Raw genomic sequence first — 21,895 nt, forward strand, 5'->3', positions numbered from 1 at the left:
TTTAGGAAACCGGTCTTAAAATTATCTTTTATGCATTCTTATTTAACAACGGGTAATAAGATGGCGGAGGAATTGGCAGCATCGTGGTGAATGCGGATGGTAGCCTTTTTGAAATCGCTGTCTTTGGCTTCATAGATATTCAGGAACTGCTGAGGGTTACGATCCATCAGTGGGAACCAGCTACTCTGGATCTGTACCATGAGGCGATGTCCTTTTTTGAAGGTATGGGCAACATCAGGAAGTTCAAATTTAACGCGTTCAACGGCATTAGGTTTAAAGGCCACCGGGGTCTCAAAACTCTTGCGGAATTTGCCGCGCATGATCTCACCACGTACCAGCATCTGGTAGCCCCCCATGGGGTACGATTCATCATCAGACCGGTTTCCCTCATAGCGGAAATCATCCGGGAAAACATCCACCAGCTTAACAACGAAGTCGGCATCGGTGCTGCTGATGCTTACGAGGAGATCGGCAATCAATGGTCCGGCCAGGGTAAGGTCCTGCTCAAGTACTGCTGTCTGGAAGGTAAGCACATCGGGCCTTCTGCTGGCAAAACGCTGGTCATCGGTCATGTACTCACGGGTGCGGTTGAAATGAACATCTTCGGTATAGGGAACAGGTTTGGCAGGGTCGCTTATATATTCGCTCGGGGCAGCTTTGCCTACCGGTTTTGTATATGCGAGAGAGCCATCGGGCTGCAGATAGATAGCTGTTTCTTTCATTGGTGCTGGTGGCCAGTTCTCAAACTGGCGCCATTTGTTTTCACCCGTGAAGAAAATGGTTGCTTCTGCCAGTGCGGGGGCAGCACCCTGTTGCTTGAGGTGATAATTAAAGAAAGGGATCTCTATATTGTTCTGGTACCATTCTGCTGTTCTGCTATCAAAATGAACATTGCCGAGATAGCTGCCATCGGCTCGGCTCCATTGCCCGTGGTACCATGGGCCCATCACCAGTTTACTATTGGTATTACTGCTTTGTTTTTCTATAGCCTTGTAAAGATTCCAGGCACCGAAAACATCTTCTGCGTCAAAAGTTCCACCCACAGTCAGCATAGCTGGTTTGATATCAACCATAGCCCGGCGTGCATCTCTTGCTTTCCAGAAATCATCATAGTTGGGATGTGCATAGAGATCTTTCCAGAATTTTATACTGTCGCCGGTAAGCTTCATGAAATTGGGAAGAGCGCCAATTTCCAGGAAAGTTTTGTAATTATCGTTGCGAGGAATTTTAAGTGCGTTAACAGGAACTTTGGTGGTGGGATTTGGGCGTGGGTAACCGAATCCGCCGGCATAGAAATTAAATCCGTCCATGATGGCGAGGGCGCCATTGTGGTGGAAGTCGTCACCAATAAACCAGTCCGTAACCGGTGCCTGAGGACTAACGGCTTTCAGTGCCGGGTGTGCGCTTGCCGCCGCCATGGTGGAGTAGAATCCGGGATAGGAAATTCCCATCACTCCAACACGGCCATTATTATTGGTGATATTTTTTGTGAGCCAGTCGATAGTATCATAGGTGTCACTTGCTTCATCAATATCTGTCTTCGCTTTTTTGTCTTTTATGAAAGGTCTTACATCAACAAATTCACCTTCGCTCATCCACCGGCCTCTCACATCCTGCAGAACGATGATATAGCCTTCGCGCATATAGTATCTCCAGTGATTATCCCAGAAGTTGCGGTACCTGTCTTCGCCATAGGGTGCGCAGGAGTATGGAGTTCTTGTCATGAGAACGGGATGTTTCTCCGACTGGTCTTTTGGTGAATAGATGGCAGTGAAGAGTTTGGTGCCATCGCGCATAGGGATCATTGTTTCTGTTTTCACATAGTTATCACGGATCCAGGCGGAGTCGAGTGTGTATTGGGTCTGTGCCTGTGAAATCAAAACAGTGAATAAGGCCAACAGAATGAAAATGGATTTTCTCATGTTGAATATATTGTTTGAAAAAGATGAGGGCTTAAAAATACTGATTTGATGGGTCAAAATGCCTTACTTTGAAATTCAAATTCTGTATACATGTTATTGCGAAGAAAATTTCTGCAGCAGTCGCTGCTTGGTTCATTGGGTGTATTGATCGGTAAAGAGCAACTGCGTGCCAGCCCGGTTGGCGGAAAACTGGGGAAAGCATCCGGTCCGGTGGTGATCTCCACCTGGGCGCCCAATGCAAAGGCCAATGCGGCTGCATGGCAAGTTCTTGCAGCAAATGGAAGGGCACTGGATGCGCTTGAAAAAGGTATCCATGTAACTGAGGCTGATCCAACCGACCAGAGTGTTGGATACGGCGGACTACCTGACAGGGATGGAAAGGTTACGGTGGACAGCTGTGTGATGGATGAGTGGGGTAATTGTGGTGCCGTGATGTGCCTGGAACATATTCTGCATCCTGTTTCAGTTGCCAGGCTGGTGATGGAGAGAACACCGCATGTACAACTGGTAGGTGAAGGTGCGCTAAAGTTCGCGCTGGAGCAGGGTTTCAGCAAGACCAACCTGCTGACACCCGAAGCGGAGAAAGCCTGGCGCAACTGGTTGAAGACCTCCAGGTATGATCCGATGATCACTGTTGAACATCTCGAAGAAAGAAATAAAAAGAATAAGAAAAAGCCCGGGCAGCAGCATGACCATGATACCATTGGGATGCTTGCTCTTGATAGTAATGGTAATTTAAGTGGTGCCTGTTCCACCAGTGGTATGGCTTTCAAGATGAATGGAAGGGTGGGCGACTCGCCAATTATTGGTGCCGGATTATTTGTAGACAACGAGGTAGGTGCAGCAACGGCAACAGGCGTGGGAGAAGAAATTGTCAGGATCTGTGGTTCACATACTATAGTAGAGATGATGCGCGCGGGGCATTCACCTGAGGAAGCCTGTAAGAAAGCAGTGGAGCGGATTGTGAAGCGGAATGGCCTGCAGAAGGCAAAAGAGATACAGGCTGGTTTTATTGCTATCAACAAACAGGGTGAGGTTGGTGCTTATTCACTTATAGATGGATTTAACTATGCAGTGCATACCGAGAGTGGGCCTTATACAAAAAATGCAAAATTCTTAATCTGATCATTTCAAGCACTTACAATGGATTATATACTTGAAGTGATTGCTTTCAATATTGAAAGTTGTAAGATCATAGAGGAGGCAGGAGGGGGAAGGATAGAACTCTGTGCCAATCCACTTGAAGGAGGCACAACTGTTTCGTATGGAATGATGAAGGCAGCGAGGGAGGCGGCAACAATTCCTATATTCCCAATCATCAGGCCGAGGGGAGGAGATTTCCATTATAACGATGAAGAGTATTCGATCATGCTTTCCGATATCAGGCTGGCAAAAGATAGCGGAATGGATGGGGTAGTGATAGGTATGCTCACCAGGGAAGGGTCCATTGATTTTCCAAAGATCGCTGCCATGGTGGAACTTGCCTACCCAATGGAAGTAACTTTTCACCGTGCATTCGACAGGGTGAAGGATCCGCTTGAATCGTTGGAGAAAGTGATTGAGGCCGGCTGCAACCGGATACTGACATCAGGAGGGCGGGATACAGTAGAGCAGGGCATATCACCATTGCAGGAATGGATCAAAGCTGCTGACGACCGCATTATCATACTACCGGGCTCGGGCATACGCTCAACTAATATTGGTGCCATTGCCGCTGCAACCGGTCTTCGCGAGTTTCACAGCTCTGCCCGCACCCTGAAGCAAACCACAATGCTCTGGCATAATGAAAATATGAACGAAGGAATGGATCAGTGGACGGTGGATGGAGAGGAGGTTAGGAAGATGTGGGAGGCAATAGGCAATAGGCAATAGAAGTAGACAATATCCAATAAATAAAGGCTGCCAGAATGCTGGCAGCCTTTCTCTATTTTCATTCTATTCTATGCTCTATTTTCTACTATTCCATTCACTATTGCCTATTGCCTCCTTCCATCCCTCCATCTCTCCATCCCTCTACCTCACTGTCGTGATCTTCAGCACGTTGGTAGGTAAATGCTCACGCACTGGCGTACTACCTGTACTTACAACCACATCGCCGCCATTGATGAAGCCGCGGCTCTTGAGGATCTCGATCTGGTCGGAGATAATATCATCCAGACTTTCTTCTTCATTATAGAAAAAGGCACGTACTCCCCAGCTCAGGCTGAGCTGGTTTACGAGGGTCCTTTCCTTGGTGAAGATATAGAGTGGTGAGCGGGGACGGTAACTGGATAACATGAAACCGGTATAACCACTCTGGGTCATACCAATCAGTGCATCAGAGTTGACATCCTTCGCGATCTTACAGGCATTGTAACAAATGGCATCACTGAGAAATGATGGTGAGTGCGGCTGCGGCGTGAGATCATCCTCACGGTTATAATTATACGCTTTGTTCTCTATTTCACCAATGATCTTACTCATGGTTTCAATAACCAGCACAGGGTGTTGCCCTGTAGCGGTTTCACCACTGAGCATCACAGCGTCAGCGCCTTCCATAACGGCATTGGCAACGTCGGTCACCTCGCTTCGGTTGGGCTTAACACGATCGATCATACTTTCCATCATCTGCGTTGCAACGATAACCGGCTTAGCGCGGTGCATACATTTGCGGATGATATCTTTCTGGATCAGCGGAACCTGCTCCATCGGGATCTCAACACCAAGGTCGCCCCGTGCGATCATCACACCATCACTTTCAAGGATGATATCCCTCAGGTTGGTGATGGCTTCAGGCATCTCTATTTTGGAGATGACCTTGGTCTTGCTTTCGTTCTTATCAAGAATGGCACGGAGGTCGCGCAGGTCCTCAACACGTTTAACAAAAGAAAGCGCAACCCAGTCGAGTTTTTGCTCGATGATGAAATCGAGGTCGGCGAGATCTTTTTCGGTTAGGGCAGGAAGTGAGATCTTAGTATCGGGTAAGTTGATCCCTTTCTTGGAAGAGATCTTTCCTCCCAGTGTTACCATCACTTTTACATCATTGGCTGGGGTGATCTCCACAACTTCCACTTCAATTTTACCATCATCAATAAAGATCCTGTTGCCTACCACTACATCTGCATGCAGGTTAGGATAGCTTACATAGATCTTTTCCATGGTGCCAATACATTTTGTATTGGTGAAAGTGAGGATATCACCTTCGCTGACCATAAGACTGTTGTGTTCAATTTCGCCAACGCGGAGCTTAGGGCCCTGCAGGTCGCCGAGGATGGCAATGTTATAAGGCTCGGTAGAATTGATATTGCGGATATGGTCAATGATCATTTGTTTGTCCTCATGGGAGCCATGGGAAAAATTCAGTCGGAATACATTGACGCCAGCTTTTACCAGTGCCAGGAGTTGTTCGTATTTATCACAGGCCGGGCCAACAGTTGCTACGATCTTCGTTCTTTTAAAAGCGTGTTGGCGACCTGCTTCTTTATCCATCTGCTGGTGCAGGTATTTGGAAGCGTGTTTAGACATATGTTTTGGTTTCGTTGCTTGAATGCTTGTTCATCAGGAGGCGAGGATCTTAACGATCTTCATCCATTCCTCATTTATTTTCTGCTTTGCTTTAACCGCATTTTCCAGCGGGGTATAATGCATCTTATTGTTCTGGATACCCACCATCACATTGTGGCGGCCATTCATGAGTGATTCCACGGCATGGTATCCCATCCTGCTGGCGATCAGCCGGTCGAGACAGGTTGGTGATCCACCCCTTTGAATATGGCCCAGTATACAAACCCTGGTATCTACTTTAGGTAATCTTGCTTTAACATGTTTGGCAACCTCTTCTGCACCACCAAATTCATCGCCTTCAGCAACTACAATGAGGTTCACCAGCTTCTTGCGTTTTTCTTTTTCCAGCAGGCTGTCCAGAACGCTATTGATATCAGTTTTACGCTCCGGAATAAGAATATGTTCAGCACCGGTTGCGATGCCGCTGTGTAAAGCAATATAACCGGCATCACGCCCCATCACTTCAATAATAAAAAGCCTGTCGTGCGCATCTGCTGTATCGCGGATCTTATCGATCGCTTCAACAGCAGTATTCACTGCCGTGTCGAACCCGATGGTGAAATCTGTACCTGAAATATCTTTGTCGATAGTACCCGGAAGTCCGATACAGGGAATATCAAATTCCTGGCTGAATTTCAGGGCACCATTGAAAGATCCGTCGCCACCTATAATTACGAGCCCGTTGATCCCTCTATTCTTGAGGTTCTCATAGGCTTTTTTCCTTCCTTCATATTCAAAAAATTCTTTACACCGGGCTGTTTTAAGTATGGTACCACCGCGTTGGATAATATTGGCAACCGATCTTGATTCCATCTGGTAAATATCATCTTCTACCATGCCGGCATAACCCCTGATAATTCCATACACTTCTAATCCATGGTAAAGCCCGGTACGCACCACTGCCCGAACCGCAGCATTCATTCCGGGTGAGTCACCGCCAGAGGTCAGCACCCCGATTTTTGTGACCTTTCTATCGTTCATTGAATTAAATTAATTTGTTTTGGTTAGTCATAAAGTTAGCGTGGCAAGGTTCGCTGGAGCCGGCAATATTTTGCTTAGGCGCGCCAAAAATAAGGATTTGCCATGATTATGCGGGAGAACAGGTGAGCTGTTGTATTTTGCAGGGGTACATTTTCAAAAAAAAGCAATATGCGATCAAAAAATATCATTATTGTTCTACTTACACTTGTTAGTTTGGATGGGCTTGCACAGCTCAACTATCCCGAAACAAGAAAAACCGATACCAAAGAAGATTATCATGGCATCGCAGTAGAGGATCCTTACCGCTGGCTGGAAGATGATAACAGTGAAGAAACCAGGGCATGGGTGAAAGAACAGAATAAGGTGACATTTTCACATCTTGATAAAATCAGCTTCCGTGAAGACTGGAAAAAAAGAATGCTGGAGGTCAGCAATTATGAGAAAACTACCGCGCCAAACAGAAAGGGTGAATATTATTATTACTATCGCAATAATGGACTACAGAATCAATCTGTATTATATCGCCGCAAGGGATTGACGGGTGCCGAGCAACTGGTAATAGATCCCAATAAATTATCTGCGGATGGAACCACAAGGATGACCAGTTTCTCGCTATCAAAAAATGGCCGTTATGCTGTGTATGCATTATCAAAAGGAGGGTCCGACTGGCAGAGTTATCGCGTGCGCGATCTGCAAACGGGTAAGGACCTTGCTGATCAGCTTGAGTGGGTAAAGGTATCTGGCATTGCCTGGCAGGGAAATGGATTTTATTATAGCCGATATCCGGCAACTGAAAAAGGAAAAGAACTAAGTACCAGGAATGAGAATCACCAGGTATATTATCATAAGATAGGCAGTTCACAGAAAGCAGATCAACTGATATATGAGGATGCAGCAAATCCACAGCGCTTTCATATTGCCTCAACCAGTGAAGATGAAAGATTTCTGATATTGAATATCAGCGACAGGGGCAAGGGATTTCAGGGCAATGCACTCTGGATAAAGGATAGCAAATCTGCTGATAAGAATTGGAAACCATTGGTGAAAGAACCCGGACAATATCTCTATTCCTGGATTGATAATTTTAATGATCGTATCATCCTTCGCACCAATGATAAGGCGCCCAATTATAAATTGGTGGTGGCCAATGCAAAGAATCCTGATTTAGCAGCCTGGGAGCCATTTGTAGAAGAGCGTAATTATCCCATGCAGGGTGCGGGAAGCGGAGGTGGAAAATTATTTCTCAACTACCTCGAGAATATCAGTTCACATATCTATATCGTGAATAGTGATGGAACCCCTGAAGGAGAAGTGAATTTGCCGGGAATTGGCAGCGTCAGCGGTTTTGATGGCAATATGGATGATAAGGATTTGTTCTACACTTTCAGCTCCTATACTTATCCGCCCACGATTTTCAGGTATGATATCGCCACAGAAAAATCATCCGTTTTTAAGGCGCCAACCATACCATCCTATGATCCAAAGGCCTACGAAACAAAGCAGGTGTTTTATCCCTCAAAAGATGGTACCAGGGTTCCGATGTTCATCACGCATAAAAAGGGAATTGAATTGAATGGCGAAAACCCTGTTTTGTTATATGCTTATGGCGGATTCAATATCAGCATGACACCCGGTTTCAGTGCGGTGAATTTAACATGGCTTGAGCAGGGTGGTGTGTATGCTGTTGCTAACCTAAGAGGCGGTTCGGAGCTTGGTGAAAAATGGCATGAGGCAGGAATGCTCGAAAAGAAGCAAAATGTATTTGATGATTTTATTGCAGCAGCAGAATACCTGGTGAGTCAGAAATATACCAATCCAAAAAAACTTGCTATACAGGGAGGTTCAAACGGCGCACTCTTAATAGGCGCTGTGATCAACCAGCGTCCGGATCTTTTTGGTGTTGCTATTCCACAGGTTGGTGTGATGGATATGTTGCGCTACCAGAAGTTTACGATCGGCTGGAACTGGATCGCCGAATATGGAAGCAGCGAGAAACCTGAACATTTTCCCTTCCTCTATAAATATTCCCCCATTCATAATATCAGGGAAGGAATTGCGTATCCACCTACTATCATTACAACAGCGGATCATGACGACAGGGTAGTGCCTGCACATTCATTTAAGTATGCCGCCACTTTGCAGGAAAAATACAAAGGAGAGAATCCGGTGATCATCAGGATCGATACCAATTCGGGACATGGCGCAAGTAATCTTAGTAAATCGATTGAGCTCTATGCCGACCTGATGTCATTTGCATTTTACCATATGGGACTCACCCCAAAATTCAACTGATGAAAGTATTGGTTACAGGGGCCAATGGCCTGGTGGGAAGGGTTTTGGTGAAAGCATTGGCGCTTGCCGGCCATGAGGTGATAGCTACCGGTAAAGGGCCATCAAGGTTAGGATTTGAGCATAATTTATTGAGATGGTATGATGCTGATATAACCCATCCATTTCAGCTTCGGAGTATAATGGAAGCGGAGAAGCCTGAAGTGGTTATTCATGGAGCTGCAATGACGCAGGTAGATGAATGTGAGCAAAGGCAGAAGGAAGCACATTCGTTGAATGTGGAGGCAACTGCCAGATTATTACTGGACGCGGAAGAATTCAGCAGTTACTTTATTTTTCTTTCCACTGATTTTGTATTTGATGGTGAGCGGGGAATATATAGTGAAGAAGATGATGTTAATCCGATCAGCTGGTATGGGCAAACAAAAGTAGAGGCAGAGGCGGTTGTGCAAACATCCACCATACCGTGGGCCATTGTGCGCACCTGTTTGGTATATGGTGCAAAACCAGAAGGGGGAAGGGCAAATCTTTATAGCTGGATCAGGGAAAGTCTTGAAGCCGGCAAAGCTATAAAAGTGGTGGATGACCAGTGGCGAACCCCAACACTTGTAGATGACCTGGTGAATGGAATACTCTTGCTGGTAGAAAAGCAAAAAGAGGGGATCTGGCATTTGTCCGGGAAGGACCAGCTTACCCCATACCGGTTTGCATTGAAACTGGCAGGCGCTTATGGATTGGATAGCGGGTTGCTGGAGAAAGTTACCGCTGATAATTTCAGTCAGCCCGGAAGGCGACCATTATTAACCGGGTTTAATATTGAGAAAGCATCAATGGAACTGGGTTTTGCGCCCAGGTCCATTGATGAATCGCTTGAATATCTAAGACAATGATTTAAGGGGAAGGAAAACCTCCGCCATCATACATCTCGCACTGCCACCGCCATTGGTTTCAATAGTGGTGATATCAGAATGTATTATAGGGTTGAATGACTCCAGTTCCTGTTGCTGGTTTGCAGAAAGGGAATGATAGGCTTGTGAGCTCATCACAAGGAATTTCTTCCCATCCTTATTATTCACCTGAAGCATATTACCAGCGAAAGAATTCATCTGGTCTATAGATATTTCTATGATCTTTTTGCCACTCTGCCTGATCTTTTCTGCAACCATTTCTCTTTCGGCCGGGTCTGTGATGGAATCAAGGCAGATCACCACATACTGATCGGCCACGCACATCATTACATTGGTATGGTAGATCTCGCGGCCCTGCTGATCACGCGAGAAAAAGGTGACAGCAGAATATCCGAATTGCTGGCAAAACTGGCCAACGAGTTCCTGGCTGGTGCGGGGTGAGAGGCAGGCATAACAGATCTTATTTTCCCTGTCTAGCACCATACTACCGGTGCCTTCCAGGAAACGATCTGCTGCTTCTTCTTTGCTCCAGTCGATCAGCTGGCTATGATCAAACTTGCCGAATATATTTTCAAGTACCTGGGGCTTTCTTTCAGCGCGGCGATTGACGGCAAACATGGGGTATAATACTACGGTTCCATCATCATGAAAGCTAACCCAGTTGTTGGGAAAAATTGAATCGGGTGTATAGGGCTCCGGAGTATCATGTATAACGGTAACGTCTATGCCATTTTGTTGCAGTTTGCCCACGAATCCATCGAATTCAGCGGCCGCTTTATCCTGTGCATCATCAGACTCGGTGGCTACCTGGAAGGCATTGTTCACGGCCGTTTCGGCATTGAAGCTGAAGTTCACCGGCCTTATCATCATTATATGGGAAGTGGTTTGCATGGTATTATTTTATTTTTCATCCAGTGGATCTCTCAGGAGGGGCATGCTCATACAATGGAAGCCCCCGCGTGCCCTGGATAATTCAGCAGAAGGCATTGTAATGAGGCAGTCCTTTAACTTCTCCACTGTTGTTGTTCCTTCTTCCAGTTGATTGAGAAGTTCCTTTGCTTCTATTACTGTGAAGCCTGCATTTACAAAGGCATCGGCGGTTTTATCATTGCGGTCATAACCCAGCACCACGCCTTCTTTCAGTGCGAGTACATTGCAGGAGTCTGTCCACTGTTCGCGTGCATCAAAAGGAAACTCATTATTGCCGGAATAGATGAATCGAACTTTTTCATCACAGCCAAGATCATTACGGCTGATATCTGTGAGCAGGTCTTCGAGGTTATCGAAATAAACGGGGTTATCAAGATCTTTTTTGCGGAATTGAATGATCTTGATCTTATGATCTTCTTTTTTGCCTTCGAGGATACGTTGAACGATATCGGCATCATCTTTCTTGATTGCCTTTTTGGAGAAATGTCCCAGCATAACCCATACATTTCTTTTAACCTGGGTGAACACCGTATCGATATGCATATAGTCGCGTTTCTTGGGGATCTTCACTACAGAAACTTTCTTAACCACGCCTTTATTAAAGAGGGCATGTACCGCCTGGTGAGCGGCTTCCATACTGGTTCTTTCGCTTACGCCTATCAGCACATGATCTTTACTAACAACCATCACGTCGCCACCTTCGAGGGTTACCTTCCTGTCATCACCTTCTTTTGGTAAAAGGAAATGCTGGTGGGTATCGGGGAGTTCAATGATATTGTTGCGCAGGTCGGCGAAAAGCGGGTGGTTAAAAAATATATAACGCACCAGCAGCGCTTCACGGGTCCTGGCTTTTTTAGCCGGCTTATTAAGAAGGATATGGTTGTTGATGGTGATACCAATATCCCTGGTGAAAATAAAGTTTGGGATTGGCGGAAAGAGCATGATCTTATCAGAAAGACTACCGCTGATGAAAATCTTTGCGAGGTCAGCGGGAGAGTGGTTCATCATCTCCTGCTGGCTTTCATAGGAGCAGCCTTCAATAGCACAAACTGAGGCCACCAGGGTGATCCTGATCTCCCGGTCTTCCAGGATCTCTTCAAGCAGCCACTGCAATTCTATCACTTTATCTGAGCGATAAAAATCCTTGTGGGCGGGCTTGTAGAAATTCCTTTTCGCATCAGGAGTATCGATCTCCTTCAACCTGCCTTTGATCTTTTCGGGATCAAGGAAATAGAGCAGGATCTTGGTATAATAATCATACTCTTTCCGCCGGATGGTATCCAGGTGAACAATATCTTCAAAGAGCCAGTCCTGCGCTTTGGAAGGAACCACCTTTCCGAGGCCGCTGTCGGGACTATGAACTAATAATCTTCTAAGTGTACCAATTTCGCTGGTAACGTTGGCAAATGCTAAGTCTTTAGGCATATAAAAATGATTATAACTAAATAAGAATTTAGTAAACAGCAGGAAATATAACAGCGCTGTCAGTAAGGCTGGTAATAGTTAGCCGGAAGTGCTTTGGAAGCAAATGATGATATGGCTATTGTGCTGTACATTGTATATGCCAAAACTACAGTATTATTCCCGAATGGCCACAACCGGAACATGGGTGTGATAAAGCAGGCGTTTTGTATTACTTGGGTTGAACAGGGCAGAAAAGAAACTATGTTTCCGAGGCACTGTTATGATGAGGTCAATGTCTTTGTCTTTAGAGAATATATTAATGGTTTCAACGAAATCACCGATCCGGATAAAGTAGAATTCGGGGTTGAAACCGTCCAGCATCTGCTGCAGATCGGCCTTTTCTTTTTTATACTCTTCAGTCAGTTCCACATAATGGTCAACATCAATATTTACAATATGCAGGTTAGCCTCGAAGATGGAAAGGACTGATCTTAACTGGTGAATGGGGGTACTGGTTTTTGCATTCTTCATATCGGTTGCGAAAAGAATATTTTTCACTCCTTTATATGCTGCATTTGGTGGAACGATGAGAACCGGGCAAACGGCTTCCAGGGCCATATTGAGGGAGTTACTTCCCATCAGCAATTGCTGCAGGCGGGTAGCGCCTGTGAGGCCCATTATGATCATGTCGGCCCCCTGGTGTCTTACATATCTAACCAGGTTTTCAGTGAGGGAATCACCTTCTTCGGCGATCGTTTCAACATCCAGTCCCGGTGGGAGGTCGGCCACAATATTACCCAGGGCCATTTCAACCACCTGCCTGCGTGCTTCTGTATTGTTCTCCAGGGGGGTACCATCCGAACCGGCAAGAACAGGGCTGAAAACATGGTAAAAAGCCAGTTTTGTGTCCTTCAGATCTGCTGCAAGTGCAGCAGCATAGCGGGCAGCATTACGCGAGGTTTCTGAAAAATCGATAGGAACAAGCAGTCTCTTCATGGTATTTATTTGTGGAAATTTACAAAATGATTCTTCATCCTCCGCATGTATTACCTTTGCGCCCGTCATGAAATATCATTCAGAAATAGTTAAACGCCGCAGTTTTGCCATTATTTCTCACCCCGATGCCGGTAAAACCACCCTTACTGAGAAGCTCCTCCTGTTTGGAGGTGCTATCCAGACGGCCGGGGCGGTAAAGAGCAATAAGATCAAGAAGCACGCTACCTCCGACTTCATGGAGATCGAGCGCCAGAGAGGAATTTCGGTTGCTACCTCAGTGATGACCTTCGAATACCAGGGCATCCTTATAAACCTTCTGGATACGCCCGGCCACAAAGATTTTGCCGAAGATACCTATCGAACCCTTACCGCGGTGGATAGTGTAATACTGGTTATTGACAGTGTAAACGGGGTGGAAGAGCAGACCCGTCGACTGATGGAGGTCTGCCGCATGCGGGATACCCCCGTGATCGTTTTTGTGAATAAAATGGACCGTGATGGTAAGAACCGTTTCGATCTGATAGAAGAAATTGAAAAAGAACTAAGTATCCAGCTCCATCCCCTTACCTGGCCTATCAACAGTGGTAAGGATTTTAAGGGCGTATATGATCTTCATAATAAGAATCTTCGCCTATTCACTGCCCATACCAAGGCGGAAGACGGGGTATTGCAACTTGAAGACCTCACTGACCCTGTTCTAGATGATAAGCTGGGAGCCCGTGATGCTGCTGTTCTTCGGGAAGATGTTGAACTGGTGGATGGTGTTCATGGCGAACTCAATGTGGAAGATTACCTGGCTGGTAAAGTGGCGCCGGTATTCTTCGGGAGTGCGGTTAACAATTTCGGCGTGAAGGAAATGCTTGACACCTTCATTCGGATAGCACCTATCCCACGAAGCCGCGAAACCACCAAGCGAAAAGTTGATGTGGAAGAAGATAGATTCAGCGGATTCATCTTTAAGATACATGCCAACCTTGATCCGAAGCACCGCGACCGGATCGCCTTTTTGCGTGTATGTTCAGGTCGCTTCGAACGCAATAAATATTTTCATCATGTGCGGCTTGATAAGGATGTGAGGTTCAGTAACCCTTATAGCTTTCTCGCCCGCAGCAAGGATGTGATTGAAGAAGCCTATCCTGGTGATGTAGTGGGATTATTTGATACCGGAAATTTTAAAATAGGAGATACACTTACAGAAGGAGAGGAGTTTTACTTTACCGGTATTCCATCCTTTTCACCTGAAATCTTCAAAGAAGTACTGAACAAGGATCCAATGAAAACCAAGCAACTGGAAAAAGGATTGCTGCAACTTACAGATGAAGGCGTTGCGCAGCTCTTCACGCAGTTTGGTGGTAATAAAAAGATCATCGGTTGTGTGGGTGAACTTCAGTTTGAAGTGATACAGTACCGATTGTTGCAGGAATATGGTGCCTCTGTTGAATTCCGCGCCCAGCCTTATTATAAGGCATGCTGGATAACAAGTGATGATCCCAAAAAACTCCAGGATTTCATCCGCTTTAAGTCATCCAATATTGCTGAAGACAAAGATGGTCACCTGGTATACCTGGCACAAAGTGAATGGTTCCTGAATACAGAAAGGACCAATAACCCGGATATTGAATTCCACTTTACATCAGAGATCCATAAGGAAATGATCTGATTATTAATAGTTGGCGCTTATGCCGGTATAGTTTTGAGGAGTGATCTTTTTCAATTCCTTTTTAACGGCTGCTGTTGTATTAAGACCATTGATGAAATTATGGATGGCTTTTTTGTCGATGGTTGCATTACCCCTTGTCAGATCCTTCAGCGCTTCATAGGGCTTGGGGTAATTTTCCCTTCGCAAAACTGTTTGGATGGCTTCCGCTACAACGGCCCAATTGGCTTCGAGGTCTTCGTTGATCTTTTTCTCATTCAGCACCAGTTTGCCAAGTCCTTTTTCAATTGAACGGATGGCGAGAATGATATGCGCGAATGGCACACCTATATTGCGGAGAACGGTAGAATCGGTTAGATCACGCTGAAGGCGACTGATAGGAAGTTTTGCTGAAAGATGCTCCAGCAGTGCATTAGCGATGCCGAGATTACCTTCTGCATTTTCAAAATCGATAGGGTTGACCTTATGTGGCATAGCCGAAGATCCTATCTCTCCTTTTTTTGTTTTCTGCTTGAAATAATCCATGGAGATATAGGTCCAGATATCGCGACAGAAATCCATTAGGATTGTATTGATCCTTTTCAGCGCATCGAAATGAGCGGCAAGGTTATCATAGTGCTCAATCTGGGTAGTGAATTGCTGGCGCTGAAGGCCCAGGGATTCAACAAATGTATTGCCGAGCTTAACCCAGTCCTTTTTAGGATAGGCAATATGGTGAGCATTGAAGTTACCGGTTGCACCACCGAATTTGGCTGTGTAGGGAATATGCGTCAACTGCTCTACCTGGTTTTGCAGTCGCTCAACAAATACCATCATTTCCTTTCCCAGTTTTGTTGGGCTTGCGGGTTGACCATGGGTGCGTGCCAGCATCGGTATATCACGCCAGCTATCTGCCAGGTTACGGAAGGCGGTATTGAGGTTTAACAATGCAGGAAGGTATTCGAATTCCATCGCGTTTTTCCAGCTAAGGGGAACTGATGTGTTGTTTACATCCTGCGAGGTAAGTCCGAAATGAATCCATTCAACCAGGTTGGCAGCGCCGCAGGCTTCGAGCTTACTCTTTACAAAATATTCTACTGCTTTCACATCGTGGTTGGTGATCTTTTCCGTTTCCTTGATGCTGAGGGCGTCTTCCGTACTGAAACCTGCTGCAGCCTCTTTCATGAAGTTGCGCGCTTTTACAGGGAGTTTGAAAAACCTGTTATCAGCAAGAAAAAGAAAATATTCCACTTCAATGATCACCCGGTATTTCATCAGGGCATATTCAGAAAAATACTCATCTAATTGTTGAAGCTGGTTACGATAACGTCCATCGATAGGAGAGATGGCAGTAAGGGATTGTAGTTCCATATATTTGCAAAATTAAATTAAAGCGATTGGACAGAAAAATCAGAGTGGGAGCAGTGAGTTACCTGAATACAAAGCCTTTGATCTATGGACTGGAGAAAGGAATGCTGCAAGACGAGATAACGCTGGAAATGGATTTCCCTGCAAATATTGCGGGAAAGCTACTCGACGATAGTATAGATATTGGGTTGGTGCCTGTAGCAATTATACCCAGGTTAAGGCAACATCATTTTGTAGCTGATTATGGCATCTGTTGCGATGGTCCTGTGGCCTCTGTATGCCTGTTCAGTGAAGTGCCTGTAGAGGCAATAACAGAGGTGCTTCTCGATTATCAAAGCCGAACTTCTGTAAGGCTTGCCCGCATATTGATGAAGGAGTTTTGGAAGATCGATCCTGTTATCACTGATACCCGCGATGATTTCCGTGAAAGGATAACCAGCACCACGGCTGGTGTGGTGATAGGCGACAGGGCCCTTGAACAAAGAAGCCGCTCGCGTTATGTGTATGATCTTGGTGAAGCCTGGAAACTGATGACAGGACTTCCATTTGTTTTTGCAGGATGGATCAGCAATAAACCAATTAGTTCAGATTTTATAGCCTCTTTTAATGCAGCAAATGAATATGGGTTGAACAGGTTGGAAGAGGTGATCACGCAACATCCGTATCCTGCCTATGATCTTCATAAATATTATACGGAAGACATCATATATAAACTGGATGCAGAAAAAATGAAAGGTCTGGAACTCTACCTTGATTATCTGCAGCGTTTTGGATTCCAGGTAAAATAATTATTTCTTCTTTAATGGCAGATATCTCTCGATGGTGGAATTGATTTCCTGTGAGATTCCACTGATGTATGTAGTTGGAATGAAAAGGATCAGGAATACCACTGATCTGATAAATGTATCAAGGAAAATATTTGATTGGGTAGGAATAAAGCTTACCAAAATGGTTGCTGCAACGGCAATCACAATTGCCAGCAGGTTTTTCAGCGTATAAGGCTGCATGTTAAATTTCAGGAACAGGAAAGAGAAGCGAAGAATATTATAAAACGTGAGTGAGATGAGCATTGAATAAGCCGCACCCATCAAACCATAATAGGAGATCAGGTAATAATTCATTGGCAGGGCGAGGATGGTATATGCCACGTTAACAATGAAATCAACTTTCCAATAGCTGGAAGTTCCCATTATTTGTCCGTTAGCACCGGTACCGAGGTCAATAAGCTTTGCAGCACCCATAAAAAGAATAACGCTTTCGATGCCTGCAAAATCTTTTCCCAGCAGTCCTGACAGGTTATGTAGGTTCAACCAGATCAGTCCAAACATACCGAGCCCCACTACCAGCAGGTTGGCAACACTTTTCTTATAAATGCTTTTAATACCAGCCAGGTCCTTGTTTTTCCAGGATTCGGCAAGAACGGGTATGGTTACAGAATTCATGCTACGCTGCGGCACTTCAAGAAGTGTAACAATATAAGTAGCGATGGTCAGTACTGCTGTATCAGTAAGTCCGCGGTCACCTTTCGCCGTTAGGATGAAAGTATCGATGGTGCGTGAGAGCAGGTTAAGGAACTGGGAACCGAAAATGAAAAAGCCGAAGCTGGCCATTTTATACTGAAGCCGGTCAGTAACAGAACTTATTTTGGGGACAAAGAGGAACTGTTTTGTTTTGCGGAGGATCAGGAACAGAACGAATCCTGATACCATATAGGAGAGGGAGAATAACTGGAGGAAGCGGTTATCGCTGATCATTTTAGCGGTCAGCAATAAGAGTAGAACGGTAAACAGTAAACGGGGAAGCAGTTCGCGGAGAGTGTTGGTGGCTATGCTTTTCCGGAAAGACCATCCAAATGCTTCGAGCCACATGAAGAACAGGATAAAAAAGCAATAAGGGTAAACCAGGTAGCTGAATTCTACGAATAGGGGTGACCGTTCGGAGAATTTTCTCTCGATGATGTCTCGGCCCAGCCAACCCGCGAGGCACATGATAATGAATCCGATGATGCATACCATGGCGGTAACGAAGGGAAGATCATTCTTCTCCGGCTTCAGGTATGATTTGTAGAAGGGGAAGAATTTATAGATGACGGGAAGGCTGCCGAGTGTACAAAGTGTTGCCAGGGTTAATCCGGCGTCGGTAATAACGCGGGTGAGTCCAAGCATTTCAGGAGAAAGAATCCGGGGCACCAGGAAAAGCATATTGAAAGCACCTACCGCGAATCCCAGGATGATGATTACGGTGGACCTGATGCTTTGCTTTTGGATACTGCCCATTGAGGCCAAAACTAAATATTAATTTTCCAATATAAGTCCACAATATTTCTGGTATAAATGAATTATTCTTTCTTTATTCGTGGTGGAATATTTTTAGAACCCATGAATTTTATTAAACCTTACCCTTCCTTTCTTCTTCTACTTTTATTTCAATTTATAATATTAAACGAAATATTGGCTCAAACACCAATAGTGCCATTAGCTACAGATTGCAATAGCTGGTTAAATATTAAAGCGCCTGGGGGTGGAGTGCGAATTGGTGATCTAGATATACCGGGAAACCACTTAACCGTTGAGGCAATGATTACGCGTACAGCACTGCCTCTTGACACAACATCTCATGGCCAGGGCGATATCGTTTCTAAACAGAGCGATCCTAATGATGCAAATTACCTCCTGCGAGCAGATCGTGCTGAAATAACAACAACCAACGGATATTTCAGAACTGCGCCTGTATGTAAGTTTGAGTCAAACAAAACATATCATATTGCCATGGTGTATAACGGTAACACTCTGAAATTTTATAGAAATGGATTCTTATTGAGTGAGGTGCCGTGCTCAGGAAATATGATAACCAATAATTGGATAACAACTATAGGAGAATATGCCTGGCAGCCTGGTTATTATGGAACAGCATTGATAGGATATATAAATGAGGTAAGAATTTGGGACGTTGCAAGAACACAGGATGAATTACGTACGTATTTAAATAATCCATTGCCATCCCCAACAACTCAAACAGGACTTAAAGCCTATTACCAATTTGATGACCTGCAAAATAAGCAAGGTAATGCGAGCTGGAATGGATCTATTGTTGGTGATGCTGCCATAAATGCAACTAATCCTTTGTGTTCATTCGTGCAGGATTCATGTACCGTTATTTGCGATGAGAAAATTGATTTTGGATTCAGACAGTCTTTGTGTAATCCATCGCTAGTAAGTTTTATTACTGATAATGTGGGTATAGAAAAAGTTAGATGGGATTTCGGTACCGCTGGTATTTCTGATTCATTTACACCAACAATAGATTTCGGCAATACGTTACAGAATATCCCTATCAGATTAACATCCACTTTTTCAGATGGATGCCTTGCCCAGGTGGAAAAATCAATTTTAATTGGGAGTGGTGATGGTTCCCCTTTACAATTATTAGATACAACTGTATGTAAGGGAGTAGAATTAAAATTTACAGCCCCAGAATCCATTTCTTATTGCTGGAATAGTTCAACCGGCAGTACTGGGTTGGGGCTTCGTGAACAAACTATAATAGCGGATGCATCCCAGCAAATTTTCATTAATAGAATAGAATTAGGTGATAACCTGATCGTTAATGGTGATTTTCAATCTGGTAATGAATTATTCAGTTCTGATTATTTGTTTTCACCAACGGGCGGGGTGCCGGGAAATTATACAATAGGAAATAATCCCAAAGCCTGGGATGGCCAGATAAATTGTGACCTGCCTGCACCTGCTAGTGGGATGATGCTGGTTAATGGAGAAATGATTACCGGTACAACCATCTGGAAGTATACCAAAACTATATCTACAGGTACTGATTATATTTTTGGTTTTTCTATCTCAAATCTTAAAACAGGAAATCCACGGATTCATGTTTATATCAATGGAGCAAAAATTGACCAGGTTGAATTTGGAAATGGTGCCTTATGTACCTGGCAAGAGTACCAGTTATTCTGGAATTCAGGGAGTTCAGATCAAATCGAAATAAAACTTGTAACCGGACTTTTACCCACGGGGAGTAATGTATTTGCACTCGATAACATAATGTTGAGTGAGTATAATTTGTTCTCTGAATACATCCACGTTAATGTTGATGAAGCCCCTTTCATAAATGCTATTTCTGATGTAGAGATCTGTTCAGGCCAAAAGAAGCTGCTTTCTGTGGAAACGGATGCTCCGGCTTCAATCCAATGGTATCCTGATACCAATATAAGTAATAGTAATTCGCTAACACCTGAAGTAAGTCCAGGTGTCACAACAACCTATTATGTTTCTACCGAATCAGCTCCAGGTTGCAAAGTCATAGATTCTGTTCAGGTTTCAGTTAAACCAATTCCTGAATTTACTCTTAGCGAAAGTGAAATCGACTTGTGTGAAGGAATGGAGACAACGATAAGAGCCACTGGAGGTACAACATATGAATGGTATAATGCTGCTGATTTTATATCGGATAATGCAGTGCTGTCATTGGATGGTACTGAATCAGGCATTTTTAAAGTTATTATCAAAGATGAGTTATGTAATATTTCAGACACGCTCACAAGCATTGTAACTATAAAGCCTCTACCACAAATAAGTATAGAAAAATCAAATGATATTGACTGTAAACAAACGGTAGCAACCCTGGAAGTAATCGGTGCAGCACGATTAGAATGGTTACCGGAAAGTTCAATTATTGAAACAGGAATTAATTACATCAGAGTTGCCCCAGGTGGTAGTACAATGTATTATGTTAAGGCATTTGATACCAATGGTTGTTATGTAACTGATTCCACCCTAGTAAACTTCAGCGCTATTAACGGCGGTGAAGATATTAAGATGCCAAATGCTTTTTCACCAAATGGCGACAATAAAAATGAATGCTACGGAGCATCTAACCTGGATTTTTTATCAGGGTATCAGTTAGTGATCTGGAACAGGTGGGGTCAGCAGGTATATAATTCTCAGAAACCTGGAGAATGCTGGAATGGAACATTGAAAGGGATACGCCAACCTGCGGGAACCTATGTGTACCAGTTGAAAGGTAGTTCTGCATGTGGTATTGTAAATAAGAAGGGTACAATTGAGCTTATACGTTAATTCCTGAAGCAGAAAATATTTAATTGAAGATCATAATCGGGCTTTTGTCCTTTTCTACTAAAGGGCGTATGATATGATTCAGCTGCCTCTTTTATATAATATTTATACCCGGCCTCTGTAACTATCTGCAGAATTTCATTTAATTCACTGTTCTGCAAAAAAGAACCGTGGTACTCTATAAAAAGATATTCTATCAGGTGCAGTTTTTCGTGGATGTCAATAATGACTTTGTATTCTGCGCCCTCGATATCCAGCTTTAAGAAATTCACCTTTTCCACCAGTATATCATTAAGTCGTATTGCTTTTACCGAGGTGGAATAATTATTGGCATTCTCTTCAATACGGGAACTCATACTGCCTGTGCCGGCAAAATTAAGTATGGTGTTTTCGATCCATACAGCTTCCTTCCTAAGATCAACATCTTTATATTCAAAAGAGGCAATGTTTTTAGAGAGGAGTTCGTAGTTTCCTGAGTCCGGCTCAAAAGCTATAATTTTTGATTCAGGATATTGCTGTTTGCAATAAAGCACACTCATCCCAATATGTGCACCACAATCTATAATGTAAGGAGAATCTGTGCCGAAATCAATCTTATAATATTCATCAATGAAAATCTCATCCAGTGCGTGAAGCACTTCATTTCCACTTCCGAAATAAAAAGGTTTACCAAAGAGAAACATTTGGTGTGTTGAGCCGGAAGAGCTATTCCGAAGTTTTTTTACCTGTGGCCAGGTTATACCAAACGAACTGTATGGGTTATTAAATATTGCTTTCAGTTTCCTTACTGCATCTGAACTGATCTTAGAGATTAATGAATTGCCCACT

The 21,895-nt window shown here is 44.2% G+C and carries 16 protein-coding genes; 7 read left to right on the forward strand and 9 right to left on the reverse strand.

Annotated features, from left to right (window positions below; translation table 11 throughout):
* Positions 1-38: 38 nt before the first annotated feature.
* The gene (locus HY58_RS05345; protein ID WP_039128961.1) at positions 39-1,922 is read right to left on the reverse strand and encodes a CocE/NonD family hydrolase; all 1,884 of its coding nucleotides are present in this window, start codon (positions 1,920-1,922) and stop codon (positions 39-41) included.
* A gap of 90 nt (positions 1,923-2,012) precedes the next feature.
* Here HY58_RS05345 and HY58_RS05350 point away from each other — a divergent pair, with 90 nt between their 5' ends.
* On the forward strand, positions 2,013-3,047 hold the full coding sequence (locus tag HY58_RS05350) for a N(4)-(beta-N-acetylglucosaminyl)-L-asparaginase (RefSeq protein ID WP_039128965.1): 1,035 nt from the start codon (positions 2,013-2,015) through the stop codon (positions 3,045-3,047).
* An 18-nt stretch (positions 3,048-3,065) separates the two neighbouring features.
* On the forward strand, positions 3,066-3,794 hold the full coding sequence (locus tag HY58_RS05355) for a copper homeostasis protein CutC (protein WP_039128968.1): 729 nt from the start codon (positions 3,066-3,068) through the stop codon (positions 3,792-3,794).
* A gap of 141 nt (positions 3,795-3,935) precedes the next feature.
* Here the strand turns inward: HY58_RS05355 and pyk are convergent, their stop codons facing one another.
* Together pyk and pfkA are read right to left on the reverse strand one after the other, a co-directional pair.
* On the reverse strand, positions 3,936-5,426 hold the full coding sequence (pyk, locus tag HY58_RS05360) for a pyruvate kinase (RefSeq protein ID WP_082022051.1): 1,491 nt from the start codon (positions 5,424-5,426) through the stop codon (positions 3,936-3,938).
* A gap of 33 nt (positions 5,427-5,459) precedes the next feature.
* Positions 5,460-6,446 carry a 6-phosphofructokinase gene (gene pfkA / locus HY58_RS05365; protein WP_039128971.1) on the reverse strand — a complete coding sequence of 329 codons (987 nt, stop codon included), beginning with the start codon at positions 6,444-6,446 and terminating at the stop codon, positions 5,460-5,462.
* A 168-nt stretch (positions 6,447-6,614) separates the two neighbouring features.
* Between pfkA and HY58_RS05370 the strand changes: the two genes are divergently transcribed.
* Together HY58_RS05370 and HY58_RS05375 are read left to right on the forward strand one after the other, a co-directional pair.
* The gene (locus HY58_RS05370; protein ID WP_039128973.1) at positions 6,615-8,738 is read left to right on the forward strand and encodes a prolyl oligopeptidase family protein; all 2,124 of its coding nucleotides are present in this window, start codon (positions 6,615-6,617) and stop codon (positions 8,736-8,738) included.
* Positions 8,738-9,625 carry an SDR family oxidoreductase gene (locus HY58_RS05375; RefSeq protein WP_039128976.1) on the forward strand — a complete coding sequence of 296 codons (888 nt, stop codon included), beginning with the start codon at positions 8,738-8,740 and terminating at the stop codon, positions 9,623-9,625. The genes HY58_RS05370 and HY58_RS05375 overlap by 1 nt, the downstream gene beginning before the upstream one ends.
* Here HY58_RS05375 and ctlX read toward each other — a convergent pair.
* From ctlX to HY58_RS05390, 3 genes are all read right to left on the reverse strand, one after another.
* The gene (gene ctlX, locus HY58_RS05380; protein ID WP_039128980.1) at positions 9,614-10,534 is read right to left on the reverse strand and encodes a citrulline utilization hydrolase CtlX; all 921 of its coding nucleotides are present in this window, start codon (positions 10,532-10,534) and stop codon (positions 9,614-9,616) included. The genes HY58_RS05375 and ctlX overlap by 12 nt on opposite strands.
* Before the next feature lie 9 nt (positions 10,535-10,543).
* Positions 10,544-11,998 carry an arginine deiminase family protein gene (locus HY58_RS05385; protein ID WP_039128983.1) on the reverse strand — a complete coding sequence of 485 codons (1,455 nt, stop codon included), beginning with the start codon at positions 11,996-11,998 and terminating at the stop codon, positions 10,544-10,546.
* A gap of 153 nt (positions 11,999-12,151) precedes the next feature.
* The gene (locus HY58_RS05390; protein WP_172644602.1) at positions 12,152-12,973 is read right to left on the reverse strand and encodes a universal stress protein; all 822 of its coding nucleotides are present in this window, start codon (positions 12,971-12,973) and stop codon (positions 12,152-12,154) included.
* A gap of 67 nt (positions 12,974-13,040) precedes the next feature.
* On the opposite strand from HY58_RS05390, the gene HY58_RS05395 reads away from it, so the two are divergent.
* Entirely contained in the window at positions 13,041-14,633 is a 1,593-nt protein-coding gene (locus HY58_RS05395) for a peptide chain release factor 3 (RefSeq protein ID WP_039128989.1), read from the forward strand.
* Positions 14,634-14,636: 3 nt separating this feature from the next.
* On the opposite strand, the gene purB is transcribed toward HY58_RS05395, so the two are convergent.
* On the reverse strand, positions 14,637-15,980 hold the full coding sequence (gene purB, locus HY58_RS05400) for an adenylosuccinate lyase (protein ID WP_039128993.1): 1,344 nt from the start codon (positions 15,978-15,980) through the stop codon (positions 14,637-14,639).
* 26 nt (positions 15,981-16,006) lie between these two features.
* Between purB and HY58_RS05405 the strand changes: the two genes are divergently transcribed.
* Positions 16,007-16,765: a menaquinone biosynthetic enzyme MqnA/MqnD family protein gene (locus tag HY58_RS05405; RefSeq protein ID WP_039128995.1), complete on the forward strand. Its 759-nt coding sequence runs from the start codon at positions 16,007-16,009 to the stop codon at positions 16,763-16,765.
* On the opposite strand, the gene HY58_RS05410 is transcribed toward HY58_RS05405, so the two are convergent.
* Positions 16,766-18,253, reverse strand: coding sequence for a lipopolysaccharide biosynthesis protein (locus HY58_RS05410; protein WP_039128998.1), 1,488 nt, complete (start codon positions 18,251-18,253; stop codon positions 16,766-16,768). It lies immediately after the preceding gene.
* 102 nt (positions 18,254-18,355) lie between these two features.
* On the opposite strand from HY58_RS05410, the gene HY58_RS05415 reads away from it, so the two are divergent.
* Complete coding sequence (locus HY58_RS05415) at positions 18,356-21,070, forward strand: gliding motility-associated C-terminal domain-containing protein (RefSeq protein ID WP_256381571.1); 2,715 nt, start codon at positions 18,356-18,358, stop codon at positions 21,068-21,070.
* Here HY58_RS05415 and HY58_RS05420 read toward each other — a convergent pair.
* Entirely contained in the window at positions 21,067-21,894 is an 828-nt protein-coding gene (locus HY58_RS05420; protein ID WP_052323863.1) for an FkbM family methyltransferase, read from the reverse strand. The two genes, HY58_RS05415 and HY58_RS05420, sit on opposite strands and share 4 nt — an antisense overlap.
* Position 21,895: the final 1 nt, after the last annotated feature.

This window comes from Flavihumibacter sp. ZG627 (assembly GCF_000814325.1).
Lineage (GTDB): Bacteria > Bacteroidota > Bacteroidia > Chitinophagales > Chitinophagaceae > Flavihumibacter.